General features: G+C 63.0%; 18 protein-coding genes. 9 read left to right on the forward strand and 9 right to left on the reverse strand.

The features are described 5' to 3' along the window. Positions 1 to 3: 3 nt before the first annotated feature. Positions 4 to 348 (reverse strand): ArsR/SmtB family transcription factor, encoded by a 345-nt coding sequence (locus AABD04_RS23270; protein ID WP_243595280.1) that lies wholly within the window; start codon positions 346 to 348, stop codon positions 4 to 6. A gap of 115 nt (positions 349 to 463) precedes the next feature. Here AABD04_RS23270 and AABD04_RS23275 point away from each other — a divergent pair, with 115 nt between their 5' ends. The 5 genes from AABD04_RS23275 (at position 464) to AABD04_RS23295 (ending at position 5203) form a co-directional block, all read left to right on the forward strand. Beyond that, positions 464 to 1111: a TetR family transcriptional regulator gene (locus AABD04_RS23275; protein WP_335740352.1), complete on the forward strand. Its 648-nt coding sequence runs from the start codon at positions 464 to 466 to the stop codon at positions 1109 to 1111. A gap of 128 nt (positions 1112 to 1239) precedes the next feature. Further along, the gene (locus AABD04_RS23280) at positions 1240 to 2406 is read left to right on the forward strand and encodes an acyl-CoA dehydrogenase (RefSeq protein ID WP_341442656.1); all 1167 of its coding nucleotides are present in this window, start codon (positions 1240 to 1242) and stop codon (positions 2404 to 2406) included. A 5-nt stretch (positions 2407 to 2411) separates the two neighbouring features. After that, complete coding sequence (locus AABD04_RS23285; RefSeq protein WP_341443126.1) at positions 2412 to 3260, forward strand: 3-hydroxybutyryl-CoA dehydrogenase; 849 nt, start codon at positions 2412 to 2414, stop codon at positions 3258 to 3260. A gap of 116 nt (positions 3261 to 3376) precedes the next feature. Next, positions 3377 to 4171, forward strand: coding sequence for an SDR family NAD(P)-dependent oxidoreductase (locus AABD04_RS23290; protein WP_341442657.1), 795 nt, complete (start codon positions 3377 to 3379; stop codon positions 4169 to 4171). Positions 4172 to 4309: 138 nt separating this feature from the next. Continuing rightward, positions 4310 to 5203: an SDR family oxidoreductase gene (locus AABD04_RS23295; protein WP_341442658.1), complete on the forward strand. Its 894-nt coding sequence runs from the start codon at positions 4310 to 4312 to the stop codon at positions 5201 to 5203. A gap of 78 nt (positions 5204 to 5281) precedes the next feature. Here AABD04_RS23295 and AABD04_RS23300 read toward each other — a convergent pair whose 3' ends face one another. Next, the gene (locus tag AABD04_RS23300) at positions 5282 to 6040 is read right to left on the reverse strand and encodes an SDR family oxidoreductase (protein ID WP_341442659.1); all 759 of its coding nucleotides are present in this window, start codon (positions 6038 to 6040) and stop codon (positions 5282 to 5284) included. Positions 6041 to 6350: 310 nt separating this feature from the next. Here AABD04_RS23300 and AABD04_RS23305 point away from each other — a divergent pair, with 310 nt between their 5' ends. Both AABD04_RS23305 and AABD04_RS23310 read left to right on the forward strand, forming a co-directional pair. Next, positions 6351 to 7775 carry a polysaccharide pyruvyl transferase family protein gene (locus AABD04_RS23305; protein WP_341442660.1) on the forward strand — a complete coding sequence of 475 codons (1425 nt, stop codon included), beginning with the start codon at positions 6351 to 6353 and terminating at the stop codon, positions 7773 to 7775. 64 nt (positions 7776 to 7839) lie between these two features. After that, positions 7840 to 9345, forward strand: a complete 1506-nt coding sequence (locus AABD04_RS23310) for a Coenzyme F420 hydrogenase/dehydrogenase, beta subunit C-terminal domain (protein WP_341442661.1) — start codon at positions 7840 to 7842, stop codon at positions 9343 to 9345. An 11-nt stretch (positions 9346 to 9356) separates the two neighbouring features. On the opposite strand, the gene AABD04_RS23315 is transcribed toward AABD04_RS23310, so the two are convergent. The 5 genes from AABD04_RS23315 to AABD04_RS23335 form a co-directional block, all read right to left on the reverse strand. Continuing rightward, positions 9357 to 10616: a glycosyltransferase gene (locus tag AABD04_RS23315; protein ID WP_341442662.1), complete on the reverse strand. Its 1260-nt coding sequence runs from the start codon at positions 10614 to 10616 to the stop codon at positions 9357 to 9359. Between the two features lie 53 nt (positions 10617 to 10669). After that, positions 10670 to 11407, reverse strand: coding sequence for a lysophospholipid acyltransferase family protein (locus tag AABD04_RS23320; protein ID WP_341442663.1), 738 nt, complete (start codon positions 11405 to 11407; stop codon positions 10670 to 10672). A gap of 15 nt (positions 11408 to 11422) precedes the next feature. After that, a complete protein-coding gene (locus tag AABD04_RS23325; RefSeq protein WP_341442664.1) occupies positions 11423 to 12178 on the reverse strand; it encodes an ABC transporter permease in 756 nt (251 codons plus the stop codon). Beyond that, entirely contained in the window at positions 12175 to 13161 is a 987-nt protein-coding gene (locus AABD04_RS23330; RefSeq protein WP_341442665.1) for an ABC transporter ATP-binding protein, read from the reverse strand. The genes AABD04_RS23325 and AABD04_RS23330 overlap by 4 nt, the downstream gene beginning before the upstream one ends. 98 nt (positions 13162 to 13259) lie before the next feature. Then, positions 13260 to 14225 (reverse strand): lysophospholipid acyltransferase family protein, encoded by a 966-nt coding sequence (locus AABD04_RS23335; protein ID WP_341442666.1) that lies wholly within the window; start codon positions 14223 to 14225, stop codon positions 13260 to 13262. A 117-nt stretch (positions 14226 to 14342) separates the two neighbouring features. Here AABD04_RS23335 and AABD04_RS23340 point away from each other — a divergent pair, with 117 nt between their 5' ends. After that, positions 14343 to 15746, forward strand: a complete 1404-nt coding sequence (locus AABD04_RS23340; RefSeq protein WP_341442667.1) for a GntP family permease — start codon at positions 14343 to 14345, stop codon at positions 15744 to 15746. On the opposite strand, the gene AABD04_RS23345 is transcribed toward AABD04_RS23340, so the two are convergent. Together AABD04_RS23345 and heR are read right to left on the reverse strand one after the other, a co-directional pair. Continuing rightward, positions 15743 to 16528: an SDR family oxidoreductase gene (locus AABD04_RS23345; RefSeq protein WP_341442668.1), complete on the reverse strand. Its 786-nt coding sequence runs from the start codon at positions 16526 to 16528 to the stop codon at positions 15743 to 15745. The two genes, AABD04_RS23340 and AABD04_RS23345, sit on opposite strands and share 4 nt — an antisense overlap. Next, complete coding sequence (gene heR, locus AABD04_RS23350) at positions 16525 to 17301, reverse strand: heliorhodopsin HeR (RefSeq protein WP_341442669.1); 777 nt, start codon at positions 17299 to 17301, stop codon at positions 16525 to 16527. Before heR ends, AABD04_RS23345 begins: the two co-directional genes overlap by 4 nt. Positions 17302 to 17357: 56 nt before the next feature. On the opposite strand from heR, the gene AABD04_RS23355 reads away from it, so the two are divergent. Continuing rightward, a complete protein-coding gene (locus AABD04_RS23355; RefSeq protein ID WP_341442670.1) occupies positions 17358 to 17936 on the forward strand; it encodes a TetR/AcrR family transcriptional regulator in 579 nt (192 codons plus the stop codon). Positions 17937 to 17943: the final 7 nt, after the last annotated feature.

The raw sequence follows: 17943 nt of genomic DNA on the forward strand, positions 1-17943 counted from the left end.
CGGTCAGCTGCGCGCTCCGGATTCGCCTTCCAACAGCTCGGCCTGGTTGGCCACCACTCCCGTGAGAATTTCCCGCGCGACGAGCAACAGGTCGGCCACCTTCGGCGACGTCAATGTGTAGGAGACCGACAAACCGTCGCGAGTTCCCTCGATGAGGCCCGCGCGTCGCAGGATGGACAATTGCTGTGACAGATTCGCCGGCTCGATGCCGATCTCGGGGAGCATCTCGGACACGGCGTGCTCGCGCTCGCTCAACAACTCCAGCACCCGAATACGAGCGGGGTGCGCCAGTGTCTTGAAGAAGTCGGCTTTCATTCTGTAGAGCGGCCGACTCGAATCCGTGGCCATGATGTCCTTCCGTGGCACCCACCACTGCTCAGCAGGCTACTTGCGAACACTAGCAATCAATCGCCGGAAGGGACGACCTCCCTGTCCGTCCCGAAACTCGGCTACCTTCACTCTCATGCGCGGAGACCCCGAAGAATCCACCGACTTCAGGCTCACCGTGGCCACGGCCGCGCTCGACCTGTTCTCCGTCAAGGGCTACGAGGCGACGACGGTGGACGACATCGCAGTCGCCGCCGGGATCTCGCGTCGGACATTCTTTCGGCAGTTCCGGGCCAAGGAAGACGTCATCTTCGCCGATCACGAAATACTGCTCGAGCAGGCCGGCGCGTTCCTCGATTCCAACGAGGGTGACCCGTGGCAGGCAGTGTGCGACGCTGCGCAGTTGGTCTACGAGCGCTTCTCGGACTGGATCGAGATGTCACGTCTGCGCTACCAGGTGGTGCACCGAATCCCGGCCCTGCGCGACCGAGAAATCGTCACCGTCTTCCGGTACGACCGACTGTTCGTCGAGTACTTGCAAAACGCACTGCCCGACCATTCGCACTTGGAAATACTGCAGTTCTCGGCGTCGGTGACCGCGACGCACAACTACATCTTGCGACGCATGATTCGCGACGGCATGCCGACGTCCGTCGCCGATCTGCGGTCGGCCCTATCCCAGGTCCGAGCCCAGTTCCTCGGTGAGATCGTCGTTGCGTCGTTCCCGCGCGGCACGTCCGTCAGCAAGGTCGTCGACGCATTGGCCGACCACACACACGACTGAGACCTTGGCACTGAGTGCCGCCTGCACGAGACCCGGTCTTGAATCGGTCCGAATCCGGACGTACACTGGGGCAATCCTTGGCACTGAGTGCCCTACGTGGGCAGTGCCACCCCGACATACCGAGGAGCGTGGCCGACATGGCCGGAAATCCCGACTTCGATCTGTATCAATCACCCGAAGAGCACGACGAACTGCGCGCGGCCATTCGGGCGCTCTCGGAGAAGGAGATCGCTCCGTACGCCAAAGAGGTGGACGAGGAGTCCCGCTTCCCGGAAGAGGCATTGAAGGCACTCAACGCCTCCGGCTTCAACGCCATCCACGTTCCCGAGGAATACGACGGACAGGGTGCCGACTCGGTTGCAGCCTGCATCGTCATCGAAGAGGTCGCCCGTGTGTGCGGCTCGTCCTCGCTGATCCCCGCCGTCAACAAGCTCGGCACGATGGGCCTGATCCTCAAGGGCTCCGAGGAGCTCAAGAAGCAGGTTCTGCCCTCCCTCGCCGGCGGTTCGATGGCCTCGTACGCCCTGTCCGAGCGCGAAGCAGGATCCGACGCCGCCGCCATGCGAACCCGCGCCAAGGCGGACGGTGATGACTGGATCCTCAACGGTGCCAAGTGTTGGATCACCAACGGCGGCAAGTCCGAGTGGTACACCGTCATGGCCGTGACCGATCCCGACAAGGGTGCCAACGGCATCAGCTCGTTCATCGTGCACATCGACGACGAGGGCTTCAGCATCGGCCCGAAGGAGAAGAAGCTCGGCATCAAGGGCTCGCCCACCACCGAGCTGTACTTCGAGAACTGCAAGATCCCCGGCGATCGCATCATCGGCGATCCCGGCACCGGCTTCAAGACTGCGCTGGAAACGCTCGACCACACCCGCCCCACCATCGGCGCACAGGCCGTCGGTCTGGCACAGGGTGCCCTCGACGCGGCCATCGCATACACCAAGGACCGCAAGCAGTTCGGCAACGCGATCTCGAGCTTCCAGGCCGTGCAGTTCATGCTCGCCGACATGGCGATGAAGGTCGAAGCCGCTCGTCTGATGGTCTACAGCTCCGCAGCCCGCGCCGAGCGCGGCGAGAAGAACCTCGGGTTCATCTCCGCGGCAGCGAAGTGCTTCGCCTCCGACGTGGCCATGGAGGTCACCACCGACGCCGTTCAGCTCTTCGGCGGTGCCGGATACACCACCGACTTCCCGGTCGAGCGCATGATGCGCGACGCCAAGATCACCCAGATCTACGAGGGCACCAACCAGATTCAGCGTGTTGTCATGTCGCGGGCGTTGCTCAAATGAGCACGATCGAACTCGTAGGCGTCATCGGCGGTGGCACCATGGGTGCCGGTATCGCCGAAATGTGTGCCCGCTCCGGCAGTTCCGTGCTGATCCTCGAGACGAGCCAGGCGACGGCCGACGCCGCCGAAGCACGCCTCGACAAGTCCTTCGCCCGCGCCGTGAAGTCCGGCCGCATCGAAGCCGACGCGGCCGAGAAGTCCAGGGCGGCAATCACGTTGACGCTCGACATCAACGACTTCGCAGACCGCGACCTGGTCGTGGAGGCGGCACCGGAAATCGAATCACTGAAGCTGGATCTGTTCGCCAAGCTCGATTCCATCGTCAAGCCCGAGGGAATTCTGGCGACCAACACCTCGTCGATCCCCGTCATCAAGATGGCCAACGCGACGAAGCGTCCCGACAAGGTCGTCGGAGTGCACTTCTTCAACCCCGTGCCGGTGCTGCCGTTGGTGGAGATCGTCGTCAGCCTGCTCACCAGCGAAGACACCGTCGCCGCAGTGACGGACTACGCCGGAAACACGCTGGGCAAGAAGACGATCCGCGCCGGCGATCGCGCCGGATTCATCGTCAACGCCTTGCTAATCCCGTACATGGTCTCGGCCATCCGCATGCTCGAGTCCGGCTTCGCCAGCGCGGAGGACATCGACGAGGGCATGGTCAACGGCTGCGCGCACCCCATGGGTCCGTTGCGTCTGACCGACACCGTCGGCCTCGACGTCACCCTCGCGGTGGCGGAGTCCCTCTACGCAGAGTTCCGCGAACCGCACTACGCCCCGCCGCCGCTGCTGCAACGCATGGTGGACGCCGGAATGCTGGGTCGCAAAACTGGTAAGGGTTTCTACTCGTATTCGTAGTAGTCCCCCCGGAGTCCGCGTGAATGGTCCATTCACCCCCGTCAGGGCCGGTGAATGGACCATTCACGTCTTCGAAAGGCGCACACTGGAGTCGTTCCACAACACTGGGAGGCTCCATGAACATCGATCTCGACGGCCGGACGGCATTGATCTCCGGCTCCAGTCAGGGCATCGGATTGGCCATTGCCACCGAATTGGCCCGTGCCGGTGCGCGCGTCGTACTCAACGGTCGGAGCGCATCCGCGCTGGATTCGGCCGAGGAACAACTGCTCACCGAAGTACCCGGCGCACGAGTGATCGTCGTGGCGGCGGATCTCGCGACGGCCGAAGGGGTCGAGACGCTGCTCGCCACGGTCCCGGTGGTAGACATTCTGGTCAACAATCTCGGCATCTTCGGAGCCAAAGCCGCCCTCGACATCGACGACGACGAATGGCGACGCTATTTCGAGGTGAACGTCCTGTCCGCAATCCGGCTGATCCGCACGTATCTGCCGGCGATGACCGAAGCAGGCTGGGGCCGAATCCAGAACATCTGCAGCGATTCCGCAGTCGTCATTCCCGAGGAGATGATCCACTACGGAATGACGAAGACCGCCCTGCTCGCGGTGACCCGAGGCTTTGCGAAAACCGCTGCGGGAACAGGGGTTACGGTCAACTCCGTCATCGTCGGACCCACCCACACCGAGGGCGTCGAGAAGTTCGTCGCCGAACTCGTCGGTGACGACCTGCCCTGGGACGAAGCGCAGGCCAAGTTCATGAAGGAGAATCGTCCGCAATCGTTGATCGGACGCCTGATCGAGCCGAAGGAAATCGGCAACATGATCGTGTACCTGAGCTCGGAGCAGGCCTCGGCGACAACCGGCGGCGCACTACGCGTCGACGGCGGTTACGTCGACGCGATTCTGCCCTGACTGTGCACTTCTCTGCGGTGGCAGTAGCCCGTCCGGTCGGTCACAGTTTGTGGCCGGCCGGATCGGGGCATGCGCTGAATACACGGAATCAAGCAGAGGTTCTTCACGCATTTCACCGCATTCGGAGACGATTCGACAGTGAGCGATCAGTACACCTTCACCAACCCCGTCACGCAGTACCGCCAGGACGGCTTCCCGGAGCAGCACCAGGATCCGCCCGGTCTGGCAGCAGAACTGCAGCCGCTCGCCGATCACGGTGAGAACACCTACCGCGGATCCGGTCGCCTGACCGGCCGCAAGGCGCTCGTCACCGGAGCGGACTCCGGAATCGGTCGCGCAGCAGCGATTGCCATCGCCCGCGAGGGTGCCGACGTAGTACTCAACTACCTTCCGTCGGAGGAAAAAGACGCTCAGGAAGTTGCTCAGCTGGTACGCGACGCCGGACGCACCGCAGTCCTGGCACCGGCAGATCTCACCGACGAGCAGGCCGCGCGCGGCATCGTTCGCACCGCGGTCGACGAACTCGGTGGCTTGGACCTGCTGATCAACGTGGCCGGTAAACAGCAATTCGTCGAAGACCTGGCCGATCTGACGTCCGAGCAATTCGACCAGACGTTCAAAACCAACGTGTACGCACTGTTCTGGATTATCCAGGAAGCTGTGCCACACATGCCTGCCGGTTCGACGATCGTGAACACCAGCTCCATCCAGGCATACACACCGTCGCCCGGTCTGGTGGATTACGCGACTACGAAGATGGCCATCAACACGATCAGCAAGGCTCTTGCCCAGCAGTTGGCACCCAAGGGTATTCGCGTCAATGTCGTTGCACCGGGACCGTTCTGGACGCCACTGCAGGCAGCAGGCGGACAGCCGACATCGGCACTGCCGGAATTCGGCAAGGAAACACCGCTCGGACGCGCCGGGCAGCCCGCCGAGATCGCCGGCGCTTACGTCTACCTGTCATCGGCCGAATCGGGTTACGTCACCGGCGACACATTGAACGTCAACGGCGGCATGCCGACGCCGTAGGCGTCACCCGTGTTGGGTGAATGGACCATTCACACCCGTCTGGGCCGGTGAATGGTCCATTCACGCATTCGCGAGAGGTCAGTCCTTCGGCCCACCGGCGGCGTAGACGACCTGGCCCGAGATGAAGCCGGCACCCTCGCTGACGAAGAACGACGCCAGGTGCGCGATGTCATCGGGATGTCCGACGCGATTGACCGGAATCTGGGATGCCGCAGCGGCTTTGAAGTCCTCGAACGGCATGCCGACACGTTCGGCGGTGGCCGCCGTCATCTCCGTCTCGATGAACCCGGGGGCAATGGCGTTCGCGGTGACGCCGAACTTGCCGAGCTCGATGGCGAGGGTCTTGGTGAATCCCTGCATACCGGCCTTGGCGGCGGAGTAGTTGGCCTGGCCGCGGTTGCCGAGGGCCGAGGTGCTCGACAGGTTGACGATGCGACCCCACTTGGCGTCGATCATGTGCTTCTGGACCGCGCGGGTCATCAGGAACGATCCGCGCAGGTGGACGCCGAGAACGGAATCCCAGTCCTGCACCGTCATCTTGAACAGCAGGTTGTCGCGAGTGATGCCGGCGTTGTTGATCAGTACGGTGGGCGCACCGAACTCGCTCGCGATGCGATCGACTGCGGTCTGGACCGATTCTTCTTCGGCGACATTGGCACCGATGGCCACTGCCTGGCCACCTGCGGCCTGAATCGCGCCGACGGTGTCGCTGCACGCGGCCTCGTCGAGGTCAACCACAGCGACGCCGAAACCGTCCTTGGCCAGGCGTTTCGCGACAGCAGCACCGATACCGCGGGCGCTACCGGTGACTACGGCGGTCTTGATCTGATCACTCACGAATTTCTCCTACGGAATCAGCTTTTACAAACGGTCACCTGTTTCTACCAGGCCGATCCATCTACACGTCGACGCTACCTAATCGCTCCACGTGAGTGTGGTTCGTTGAAGACAGAGCCCACCGCCTGGCACGTATGAGATGGTGTACGGGCCGCTACCCGTCAGGAGCACTATTCTCCGAGGAGGTTGGACGTTTGCTCGACGCACTGTGCGCCTGCACGCCGCATCGCCCACGGACCTGTTCCCGCAGCTGGTAAGCGCACCACCGGTCGCAGGGTGTGCAACCGCCCCTCCAATACGCATCGGACGAATGTCCAGCTTTCGTGATACGAGCGACAAGATACGAGGACCGAGCCAATGTTCCGCTCCACCCGTCCGCACGCGCAATACGTCGCACCGCACGATCTCATCTCATCCGGCTCAGTGCGAAACACAGGAGTGCGAGGTGCTTGACCAACTCAGGGAGCGCACGAACGCCCAGTTGATCAGCAGGTTGTACGCGTTCCAACGGTCCGCGATCGGCATCTCCCTCATCTCGGCTGTCGACACGGCAGCCGCGTTTGTCACCAGGTTCACGAAGGCGCACCCAGACGACGCACAATGCCATTTGGTACTCGCGTCGTCCGGAAAAGGAAACATCGGCGACCGGGCCATGCTGGAGGCAGTCCTGGCCCGAACGATCGGACCGACAAAAGTAATCGTCGAACAGTCGAACGATTACGAGAAAACGGGCCAATTCTCCGGGACAGAGTTTGTGCCACTACCCATATTGGCAAATGGTTACGCGATCTACAGGTTCCGTGACTCCCTGCGTTTCGCTGCACTCCTGAAGAGGGCGACCAGCTATTCCGTGATCGGTGCCGATGTCATGGACGGCTTGTACGATGTCTCGCTATCCGTGGCCCGCTCGAGCACCATGGTCATGGCGGCGAATGCCGGCGTGCCAACCACTTTGTACGGCTTCAGCTGGTCCGAGGTTGCGAATCCGACAGCACTCAATTCCCTCATGAGGGCGGCCCGAGCGGGAGCGTCGCTGTACCCCCGCGACCCTGCCTCGCTCCGTCGGCTGACCGCAGACGGCATCGACTCCGTAGTACAGGCCGCAGACGTCGTGTTCACGGATCGAACAGTGACCACCCCTGGCGAGCAGCACAACTGGATAGTTGCACAGCGGAAACGCGGACATCGGGTAGCGATCGTGAACGTCAGCGGGCTCTTGGCGAGGAGAATGAACCAGATTCCCGAGTATCTCCAGATCGTGACGCATCTACTCCAGAACGACTTCTCCATCGTGTTGCTGCCCCACGTACTCAGACGCGGGGACGACGATCTCGCGGCCCTCGAGCTGCTGGAGGAAGAACTTCTACGGGCCCGGATGCCGTCGACCGGTAAGCGAATCACACTCATTTCCCACGGACCCTGTCCATCAGACATTCGCGGACTGACGATGGAGGCCGACATCGTGATCACCGGCAGGATGCATCTGGCCATACTGGCGATGTCGCAAGGTACACCCGCAATCACCCTAGGAACGCAGGGGAAGGTAGAGGGACTGTACGAAATGTTCGAACTACCGGCCTTGTGCGTCGAGCCGAATCCCGGCTTCGGCAGCCGAGTGGTAACTCTGTTGTCCGAGCTCGACCTCGCCGAAACGCGATCCTCGGTGAGCGACAGACTTCCTTCCGTATTTGCGCTGGCCGAGAGAAACTTCGACGGTCACGCGGAAGTGTCGTAGGCACCGTAAGTGTCGAACGTCCAGGTGATCCGCGTAATGCTGGCTCCGAGTCGAAGGAATAGGAATGCTCCCTGACAGTGATCGGCAGGCGGGCGACCTCGCTGCGCCTACACCACGTGCCACTGTCGCCCTGGGCTTTCCATCGATCAGAATGGTCGTCGAAAACGACGTCTGCGTCGGGTGCGGTGTGTGTAGCGTCGCGACCGGAGGAGACATCGACGTCACAATGAACGAAAAGGGTTACTACAGCGCGCAATTGAACAGTCTCCCCGAATCGACAGTCGCGGTGGGCTCGAGCGTGTGCCCCTTTGCCGACGAGACGCCGGATGAGACTGCGGTAGCGGACCGATTGTTCACATCCACTCCATCCGAAGACCCGGTTGTGGGCAGATACATATCGATTCAAGTCGGCAGGGTCACGTCCGACCAAAGACTCCTGGGGAGCAGTTCCGGTGGGATGACCAGCTGGTTGGCGGGCGAATTGCTGGACAAGGGCCTGGTAGACGGTGTGATTCACGTCGGATCGGCTACAGAACCCCTGTTCGAATACATGACATCCGGGGACACGGAGGGACTCGAGAGCAACCGAAAGTCGATGTATTACTCGACCACGGTAACCGAAGTTGTGAACCGAATACGTGGAGATGGATTGCGGTACGCATTTGTCGGTGTCCCCTGCTTCGTGACTGCGATGCGCCACCTGGGTGCCTCCGACGAGGTCCTGGCAAGTCAGGTCAAGTACTTCATCGGCTTGGTTTGCGGTCATTTGAAGTCGTCCTTCTTCGCGCAGTCGCTTGCCTGGCAGACCGGCGTCGCACCGGACCGCATCGACAGTGTCGACTTCCGAGTCAAACGCGAAGGGCGGCAGTCCAGCGACTACGATTTCAGTGCCATCGATTCCTCGACCGGCACAGAGTTCAGCCGCCCCACTAATTCACTGATCGGTGGCAACTGGGGTCATGGATTGTTTCAGTTGAATGCCTGCAATTTCTGTGACGATATCTTCGGCGAGACGGCTGACATCACATTCGGTGATGCGTGGTTGCCGCGCTTCAAAGATGACTGGCGTGGAACCAACGTAGTCGTTTGCCGGGATCCGCAGCTTGCCGAACTGCTACAGGACGGTGTCAGCGACGGCCGCTTGTTGCTGGAGCCACTCGGTGCGGAAGAAGCCGCCGTAACACAGGAGGGTAACGTCAGACATCGACGAGTTGGGCTCTCGGTGCGTTTGGCCGACGATGCAGCCGAAGGATCGTGGACTCCAGACAAACGGGTCGTTGCTTCCTACGAGGGCGTGGACGACGACCGACTGGCGATCATCCGATCTCGACGAAAACTGACCGAGAGAAGTTTCGAAGTATTTCCGCGAGCGGTTGCTGCAGGAAATCTGGGAAAATACATAATGGGGATGTCGATCCATATAGCCCGACATGATGTTCTGTACTTTCGGCGTTCGCTCGGCAAGATCAAGCGCGGCTACGTCGTGTTCGTGCGCGGCGTCTGGGTTCCGTCGATATCCGAGCTGCGCCGGCGTTCGCGAGCATCTACTTCCAACGGTCAGGCGGACTGACTCTTCGGTCATCACTTGCGCTGGGCACCGTTGTCGTCGTCGCCGCCGGTCGAATCCATGCCGAAAGGTCCCCGTCCGTAAATCTTTCGCAGTCGCTCCGCGAATGGCTCGCAGGTGTAACGCGCCCTTGCCCAGGTGCGTGTTCGGTCGGCTGCCACCATTGCTTGGTCGTCGTTCAGGCATTGCACCAAGCCGTCGGCCAACCCGGCGTCGGTGTCGGAGACGGCGTAGAACAGGCTGTCTTCGCCGATGCCTTCGGTGCCGACGTGTGTTGCCACGACCGGTACGCCCCACAGCATTGCCGACAGGGTCTTGAACTTCACCCCCGCGCCGGTGCGCAGCGGGACGACAGCACACCGCGCACCGCGGTAGAAGGGCTCGATGGAGTCGACGAATCCGGTAACGTGCACGCTCGCGACGTTCTCGGCGGCGGCGAGCATGCGTGTCGAAGGGTTGCTCCCGACGAGGTGCAGGGTCGCGTCCGGATGTGCAGCAACAACTGCAGGCCATATTCTCTCGATGAGATGCACTGCGGCGGTTTCGTTCTCCGGACGGCGAAATGCCCCGACGAAGATGACGGATTTGCCGTCGACGCTGTTGGGGCCGACGGCGTCGGACATCCCCGGCTCCTCGAGATTCGGCCACACCACATCGACGTGGCAGGTGACCCCCAGGTCCGCCAACAGCCCGGCATCTTTGTCGCTCAACACTATTGCCGTATCCAGGGCAGAAATCAGCCGACGTTCTCGGAATCTGTTGACCGCACGCCCCACCCCCGCGGTCCAACGGACTAATCGGCTCGGGGAGTTGATCGCGTGCCGATGAATACGTTCGCACACCACGTCGTGTACGACGCCGATGACGCGCACGTTCGGTGCAACCCGGCGAACGAACCCGACGAGCCGAAAATACTCCACCCACTGCACTTCCACGATGTCCGATCGACGTATGGAAGCCACCAGATCCGGATTTCGCACAGCGGCTCGGGTGTAGCCGGCATTCCAGCGATACGGGTCGAGGAGGAACAGTGCCCGCTGCACGAGTCCCTCGATGCGTCCGAGTCGCGTCGACACCAATTCGACGGAGACACTGTCGGACCATGTATCGGCTTGTGCCGCTGCGTTGTCGGCACTCTCGGGTACGAAGTAGACGGTGTCGACGGCCGAGGCGAGGGCACGGGCGTGGGCGAGTACGTACTGACCGCCCGCATGCGCCACGTGCCGAAACGGTGCCGCATGAGACAGCGACGTCACTGCGATTCTTCCTGACACAGTCGGGCACTCTACCGCCGGACCCGCGCCGGCGTGCGAGTACGGAACTCAGGCTAGTACGCCGCCACCGCTCCGTCGAGTGCCTTCTGCATTCCCTCTGCCACCACCCGCGTGATGTCGATCGGCTTCTCGGGCAGTTCGGTGATGGGAGTGTCGATGTAGACGCTCGCCTGCTTCACGCTCGGCACACCGGGGCCGTAGCTCATACCGATGCAGATGAGCACCGGTTCCACCCCCAGCTTGCGCGCCCGCATCGCGATGTGGCCGATACCGCTGCCGACGTGCTGCACCGTCGTCGGATCTTCGAGGTTGCAGGTGCCCTCGGGAAACACCGCGAGGTCGTCGCCCCGCTTCATTCGCTCGGCGCTGACGTCCATCATGCGGTTGCCCGCAGCGCTGACCGCACGCATTCCATGATTCTTGCCACGGAAGACAGGAATGCCACCCATCATGTCGATTCGCCTGCGCTGTTTGGGTTCCTGGAACAGCTCGTCCTTGGCCAAGACCCGGGTGCGGCCGATGACCGGACGCAGCGGCGACGACCACGCCGCCGCTGCGAGGGTGTAAGGATCGCTCTCGGTCAGATGATTGACCGCGATGAGCAGACGCGTGTCGTCGTACACGAGACGACGCACCTCCTCACGGGCACCGTCGGGATACGACACCCGCGGACGGAAGCGTCGGGCAAGGGCGGCATACGCCAACCTCGCGACCTGACGATTCTGCCGGTGACGCAGGTAGAAGTCGTACACGGTCACATCGTTCTCGAGAATTACCGCAGGACGATCCATGACGCGAGCTTAGCGTCACACCCGCGAGGAACCCATAGCCCGGATCCCGACGGCAAGTCCGACCGCTGCGGTCGCGACCGCTGCAACGACACCTCCCGTCACCGTCGAACTCGCGAAGTCACCGGCGAACAGTGCACGTTCGGCGTCGACGAGATATCCGAGAGGGTTGATGTTCACCAGGAACTGCATCCAACCCGGGGCGGTAGTCAGCGGCAGCATCGTGCCCGAGAGAATCAGCAACGGAAACATCAGCGTCTGCTGGATGGACCAGAACACCCAATCCTGGCCGCGCACAGACAAAGCCAATGCATAGGACAAGGCACCGAGCCCGACTCCGAACACCCCGAGCAGCACGATTCCCAAGGCTGCACCGATCGGATTCACGGACAGGCCGAGCGGCAATGCCACCAGGATGATCAGCACGCCCTGGGCGGCCAACGGCACCATTTCCTTGAACGCGCGCCCGACGAGCAGCGCCGCTCGCGGCAGCGGTGTCACCGACATTCGTTCGTGCGAACCCTGCTGCAACTCGGCCAACAGATTCGAGCCCGTCATCGACGTTCCGAAGATGGTGATCATCGCGAGTACCCCGGGAACGAACCAGTCCCAGACACTTCCGCTGCCCAGACCGGGGACCTCGGTGAGCAGGGGGCCGAACAGCGCCAGGAGAATCAGCGGTTGGATGAGACTGAAGATGACGGTGAACGGATCGCGGACCATCGGCCGCAGCTCCCGACCCATCACCAATGTGCTGCCCGAGAGAACGTTCATCGGAGTTCTCCTGCCGTGCCCGCGGTTTCGAGGGACACGTTGGCGCTCTCCCGAAGACTTCGCCCGGTGAGGCCGAGGAACACATCGTCGAGGGTCGGTCGCGTCATATCGGCAGTCAGCACGTCGACTCCGTGGGATTGACTGAGGCGCAGCAATTCCGGAAGGACCACCTCGGCTCGCTCGACCCGAATGTTCAGCCGCGAACCCGCGACCGTCACGTCTCTGATCCCAGCAACACCGTCGAGCAACGGCAGGAGCGCCGACGCGTCGGAGACGGCGAGGACCACGAGGTCGCCTGCCAGTTCCGACTTGAGCGCCGCGGCGGTGTCATCGGCGATGACGGTGCCGCGATCGACGACGATCACTCGCTCGGCCATCGAATCGGCCTCGTCGAGATAGTGCGTGGTGAGCACGATGGTCGTGCCCATCTCTCGCCTGAGCCGCAGAATGTGGTCCCACAGGTTCGCCCGGCTCTGCGGATCCATTCCGGTGGTCGGCTCGTCGAGAAACAACAGGGGCGGACGGTGCACCAGCCCCAGCGCGATGTCGAGTCGTCGCCGCTGCCCACCCGAGAGAGTCGAGACGGTGCGCTCGGCAAGCTCGCCGAGTTCGAGATCGGCGATCAATTCGTCTGCGCGACTGCGTGATCGCCGACGCGTCATGCCGTAGCACTGGCCTTGCACAACAAGCTCGTCACGGACGCGTTGATTGTGGCCCGCGCCGTTGCCCTGCCCCACGTAGCCGAGGCTCCGACGAACCCCGTCCCGATCTTTCGCTACGTCGAATCCGGCGATCCGAGCCGAGCCGGACGTCGGTGCCAGCAGGGTGGTCAGCATCCGCAAGGTGGTCGACTTGCCTGCCCCATTGGGGCCGAGCAAAGCCACGAGCTCACCCTCACCGATCGTCAGATCGATGCCCCGCACCGCCTCCACGGTCTTCTTGCCCTGCCGGAAAGTCTTGGTCAATCCGGATGTTTCGATCATCTGTTCACGCCCCTCGTCGCACTGAGTGAATCCGTACGACGAGGACGCTAGAAATGATCGCGGTCAGCTTCGGTCCGCGTTGTCAGGACAGCTGCGAATCAGCCGAAGACGGGGAACTTTCGCTTACTGGCGAGAGCGTCCATTCCGGATTGGATGCTCGCACGCACCTCGTCGTACTTGGCGTCGACGTACGCCTCGTCCTCGCACCGAGCCGGATCGTGATCCAGTTCGACCGGCGGCATGAAACGGGTACGGATCTTGGCAGGCAACGGAATCTGGGGCAGCGCGGCGGGCGCGATGATCCAGGGAAGCGAGATCGCGATCGGAAACACCTTCAACCGTGCAATCTTGTCCAGCTTCAGCGCTTTCGACAGCTTGTCACCGCGAATGAGCACCGGCATCGCGTCGGCCCCACCCACTGTCGCCACCGGCACGATGGGTACACCCATGCGGATGGCGAGCTTGACGAAGCCGGTTCGACCACCGAGAGTGGCCTCGTCTCGCTTGCTCCAGGGCCGCAACGAATCGATCTCTCCGCCCGGCCACACGATCACGTCGCGCCCCTCGGCCAGCGCCGTCGACATCGAGTCCGGTGCCGCGGGAAGTACACCCATGGATCGAAAGACTTTGCCGATCAACGGGAACGCCATCAATGCGTCGTGTGCTGTTCCGTGCAGAATTCGCTTCTCGCCGAAGTGTCGCCACCATTGTGCACCGACGGTCCACGCGTCCCACACGAACGGCGCACCCGAGTGCACCCCCACGACCAGCACCGGCGACTCGGGGATGGTCTCCCAACCGTCGATCTCCATCCGGAAGTACCGGTCCATCACCCCGTTCCACAGCCGCTGCTGACGATCCATCGCCACGGTGTTCTGGTCGTCGAGGTCCCAGCCGCCCGCGCGTTCGGCGACAACAGCTCCGAGACCACCGGACGCGTTTGCGCGGCGCTCCTTCATCTTCAGGCGCGCAGCCGCAGCGTAGCGCTGAGCCTGCTCGCGCAATTGCTCCTTCGCCTGAACTTTGGAGCCGTCCCCACCCATTACGTGATCCCCATCACTCATACCCGCACCGTACTCCACCCGACCGAAGTCGACCGACAACCGGCGCTCGTTACCCCGCGCGACGTTCCACCTGTCCGTTATGGTCGAAATTCGAGCCGAACGAACGAGGTAAACCCCATGGATCCGATCGAACCGGCATACGGAACGACCGCATTGCTGTTGATCGCGGCCGCAGCCGTCGCTGTCTTGCTGTTCCTCATCATGAAGGTGAAACTGCACGCCTTCGTCTCACTGGTCCTGGTCAGCGCGGTCACCGCCGTCGCGGCGGGAATCCCCCTGACAGACGTGCCGTCGGCCCTGCTCTCGGGCTTCAGTTCCACCCTCGGATCTGTCGCCCTACTTGTCGCCCTGGGCGTGATGGTGGGCAGACTGCTCGAGATCACCGGTGGTGCACAAGTATTGGCCGATACCCTGATCAACCGATTCGGTGCCAAACGCGCACCGCTCGCCCTGGGTGTCGCCGCACTCATCTTCGGCTTCCCCATCTTCTTCGACGCCGGACTCGTGGTGTTCCTGCCGATCATCTTCACCGTCGCCAAGCGCTTCGGTGGTTCGGTGCTGCTGTACGCACTCCCCACTGCGGGCGCGTTCGCAGCGATGCACGCCATCGTGCCCCCGCACCCCGGTCCGGTTGCCGCCACCGACCTTCTGGGCGGAGACATCGGATCGGTACTGCTGGTCGGCGTACCCGTCGCCGTCATCTCCTGGTTCGTCGGCTCGTATCTCGTCGGTACGCAGCTCGGCCAGCGGTTCCACACCATGCCCGCCGACATCTTCTCCGGCGGAGCAGCCAACTCCGAAGAACACGACAAGGAGATGGCCGGCCTCCGCGACCCTGCGCCGAAGTTCGGTGCGGTGCTGTTCATCCTGCTGACGCCGCTCGTACTGATCTCCCTCAACACCGTGGTCAACACACTGACCACTTCGGGCGTACTGACCGGCGACGAGACCTGGGCAGCTGCCCTGACGCTCATCGGTCAGACGCCGATCGCGCTACTGATCACTGTGCTGCTGGCCCTGTTCGTCCTCGCGCCCGGACGCTTCCCGGTGGCCGACGGTGCCAAGTACATGGATCAGGCCCTCGGGCCCATCTGCTCGATCATCCTGATCACCGGAGCCGGCGGCATGTTCGGTGGAGTGCTGCGGGCCAGTGGCATCGGGCAGTCGCTGACGGCGTCGTTGTCCGACCTTGGACTGCCGATTCTGCTGCAGGCCTTCCTGATCGCGACCGCGCTACGCGTCGCGCAGGGTTCGGCCACCGTCGCGTTGACCACCACCGCCGGGCTCATCTCGGTGCAGGTGGCCGAACTGGATCTGAGCAACTTCAAGATCGCGCTGCTGGTGTTCGCACTGGCCGCTGGAGCCACCGTCCTCTCCCACGTGAACGACTCCGGCTTCTGGCTCGTCAGCCGCTTCTTCGGCATGGACGAGAAGACGACCCTGAAGACATGGACCGTCATGGAAACCACACTGGGGTTGGCGATCTTCGCCGTCGCATCACTGCTGTGGGTGGTGTTCTAGCGGGGTGGACCGTCTCGATTGATGAGTCCGAGCAGGATCGACGGCGCGAGCCGTGACCCGATGATCGACACTCGGCCCAGTCCGATGGCGATCTCGTCGCGGCCACTGTCGAGTCCGGCCATCGTCGCGTCGAGAAACTTCTCCAACGGCATCGCCATCGGCGGCGCGCTCTTCATGCTGCGGTGCAACGGTGTGTCGACTACCGGCGGGACGAGTTCGACGACCTGAACGGCGGTTCGGCGCAATTGATGCCGGAGACTGACGGTGAACGAATGCACGGCCGCTTTGGTCGCGGAATACACGGGAGCGCCGGTGAGTGGAACGAAGCCGAGGCCGGAGCCGACGTGCATCACCCGTGCGCGAGGGGCCAGACGCAGGAGGGGCAGCGCTGCCGAGGTGACGTCCACAAGTCCTGTGAAGTTGGTGGCGATCTCGTCGGCGATGTCCGCGATCGCCGGCCGCTCCTGCGTCGAGAAGTCCTGTGGGCGTTGAACTCCCGCGTTGTTGATCAGGGTCGTCAGATGCGGAATCGATGCGGCGATGTCGTCCATCGCGCGGCGCACGGATTCCGGGTCGCGGACGTCCATGACGATCGGCGTCATGCCGGGATGTTCCGCGGCCATCGCGCTCAGGCGCTCGAGGTCGCGACCGGTGATGACGACGTGGGCACCACGCGCGTGAAACCGGGCGGCAAGCCCGGCACCGATGCCCGACGTCGCCCCGGTGATGAGAACGACGTCGTCGTCGCCGACGCTCAGGTGTGGCCTTCCACGGCCGATCATGCGAGCGACCCGGCCACGATCTGCCAGGCCAGAGCGGATTTCGCGGCGAGGCTGAGTACGAGGTAGACGAACTCGCCGAATGCGTAGTCCTTCCACGGCCCGATTCTTCGGTACTGCAGCCACTGGTTGGCCGCGAAGCTCATGAAGAAGACGAACAACGAGAAGAAGATTCCGTAGACGAACCCGGGAACCTCCGAAGCACCGACGAGGTTCACGGTGATCGCCACCCAGGGTGCGGCACCGGCGATACAGCCGAACCAGAACGCGGTGAGGTCCGGTCGCTGTCCGGGTGGGTTGAAGCGCTCCTGGAGCCAACCGAACAGGATCATGGCGACGTTGGCGCCCACGATCGCGATGAGCGCACCGATCTGCGTGATGCCGGCGTACAGGGCGATGAGGACCACCATGATCGTGGCGCTGACGCTGTACTCGAGCCATCGGAACGGGTTGACACCGCGCGACAGGTGGCGTTCGTACGATGTTCGCAACGGTGCCCCGGTGACGAAGTGATCCACCGCCGCCAGTGCGAGGAAGACTGCGACGGCGACACCGATGGGAACCGCGAACGCTTCCTGCGCCTGCGGGACCACCGTTCCCGGTGGTCCCGCCGGGTACGCGGTGGTCACATCGATGGCGAAGTCGGATGCGATGACGAGCACCGCAATGGCCTGAACAGCATGCAGCGCGGACAGCGAGAGGTTCCAGATGCGGAGTCGCCTCAGCCTGTCCGGCGAGAGTGTGTGCTCGGCGGCCGGGTGCGGTGTACGTGCCATGACCGATAGCCTTACAGGTTGTAAGGCTGCTGACAAGGAGCGGGCAGGAGGACGTTGTGACGACGAACGACGAGCTGTCCGCGCGCGAGCGGATCATGCTCGCAGCGATCGAATTGGCCGACCAGCAGGGGACCGGCCGTATGACGATGTCCGCGGTAGCCGCGCGCGCGAAGGTGTCGCGGCCGACGCTGTATAGCCACTTCGCGGACGTGTCTCGGATTCTGGATGCCTGGGTCGAGCAGGAAGTGGTGCGCGTCGAGGCGCAGCTTCAGGACGTACTGGACCGGGGGGCAGGGTCGGATCCGATGACGGTGCTGGGTGACTACATCGACCTGCAGTTGATCTACTTCGCCGAATCTCCGACGAGGGCCCTGCTCACGACGGCCGCGCTCGGGTCGCCGCCGCAGTCCGTCACCGGACACATCGAACGGTTCCGCGCAGACGTACACGGGCTGCTGTCGGTTATGGGCACGCAAGGACGTCTACGGGCCGATGTGGACGTCGAGATGCTGGCCGGTCTTGTCATCGCGGGGATCACTTCGATGACGCGTCACGTGCTGGAGGAACACATATCGCCGACCGAGGCGCGACGCCAATTGTTGGACATACTCTTTCGAGGATCGCTTCGCTCGTGACAGTCGG

It is taken from the genome of Rhodococcoides navarretei (assembly GCF_038069675.1).
Classification (GTDB): Bacteria; Actinomycetota; Actinomycetes; order Mycobacteriales; family Mycobacteriaceae; genus Rhodococcoides; species Rhodococcoides navarretei.

Excerpts from the sequence above, each read along its gene's own strand:
- AABD04_RS23310 (WP_341442661.1), top strand. The coding sequence starts at position 7,840 with ATGCTCCCTGACAGTGATCGGCAGGCGGGCGACCTCGCTGCGCCTACA.
- AABD04_RS23340 (WP_341442667.1), top strand. The coding sequence starts at position 14,343 with ATGGATCCGATCGAACCGGCATACGGAACGACCGCATTGCTGTTGATC.
- heR (WP_341442669.1), bottom strand. The coding sequence starts at position 17,301 with ATGGCACGTACACCGCACCCGGCCGCCGAGCACACACTCTCGCCGGAC.
- AABD04_RS23335 (WP_341442666.1), bottom strand. The coding sequence starts at position 14,225 with ATGAGTGATGGGGATCACGTAATGGGTGGGGACGGCTCCAAAGTTCAG.
- AABD04_RS23325 (WP_341442664.1), bottom strand. The coding sequence starts at position 12,178 with ATGAACGTTCTCTCGGGCAGCACATTGGTGATGGGTCGGGAGCTGCGG.
- AABD04_RS23320 (WP_341442663.1), bottom strand. The coding sequence starts at position 11,407 with ATGGATCGTCCTGCGGTAATTCTCGAGAACGATGTGACCGTGTACGAC.
- AABD04_RS23330 (WP_341442665.1), bottom strand. The coding sequence starts at position 13,161 with ATGATCGAAACATCCGGATTGACCAAGACTTTCCGGCAGGGCAAGAAG.
- AABD04_RS23345 (WP_341442668.1), bottom strand. The coding sequence starts at position 16,528 with ATGATCGGCCGTGGAAGGCCACACCTGAGCGTCGGCGACGACGACGTC.
- AABD04_RS23290 (WP_341442657.1), top strand. The coding sequence starts at position 3,377 with ATGAACATCGATCTCGACGGCCGGACGGCATTGATCTCCGGCTCCAGT.
- AABD04_RS23275 (WP_335740352.1), top strand. The coding sequence starts at position 464 with ATGCGCGGAGACCCCGAAGAATCCACCGACTTCAGGCTCACCGTGGCC.
- AABD04_RS23270 (WP_243595280.1), bottom strand. The coding sequence starts at position 348 with ATGGCCACGGATTCGAGTCGGCCGCTCTACAGAATGAAAGCCGACTTC.
- AABD04_RS23305 (WP_341442660.1), top strand. The coding sequence starts at position 6,351 with ATGTCCAGCTTTCGTGATACGAGCGACAAGATACGAGGACCGAGCCAA.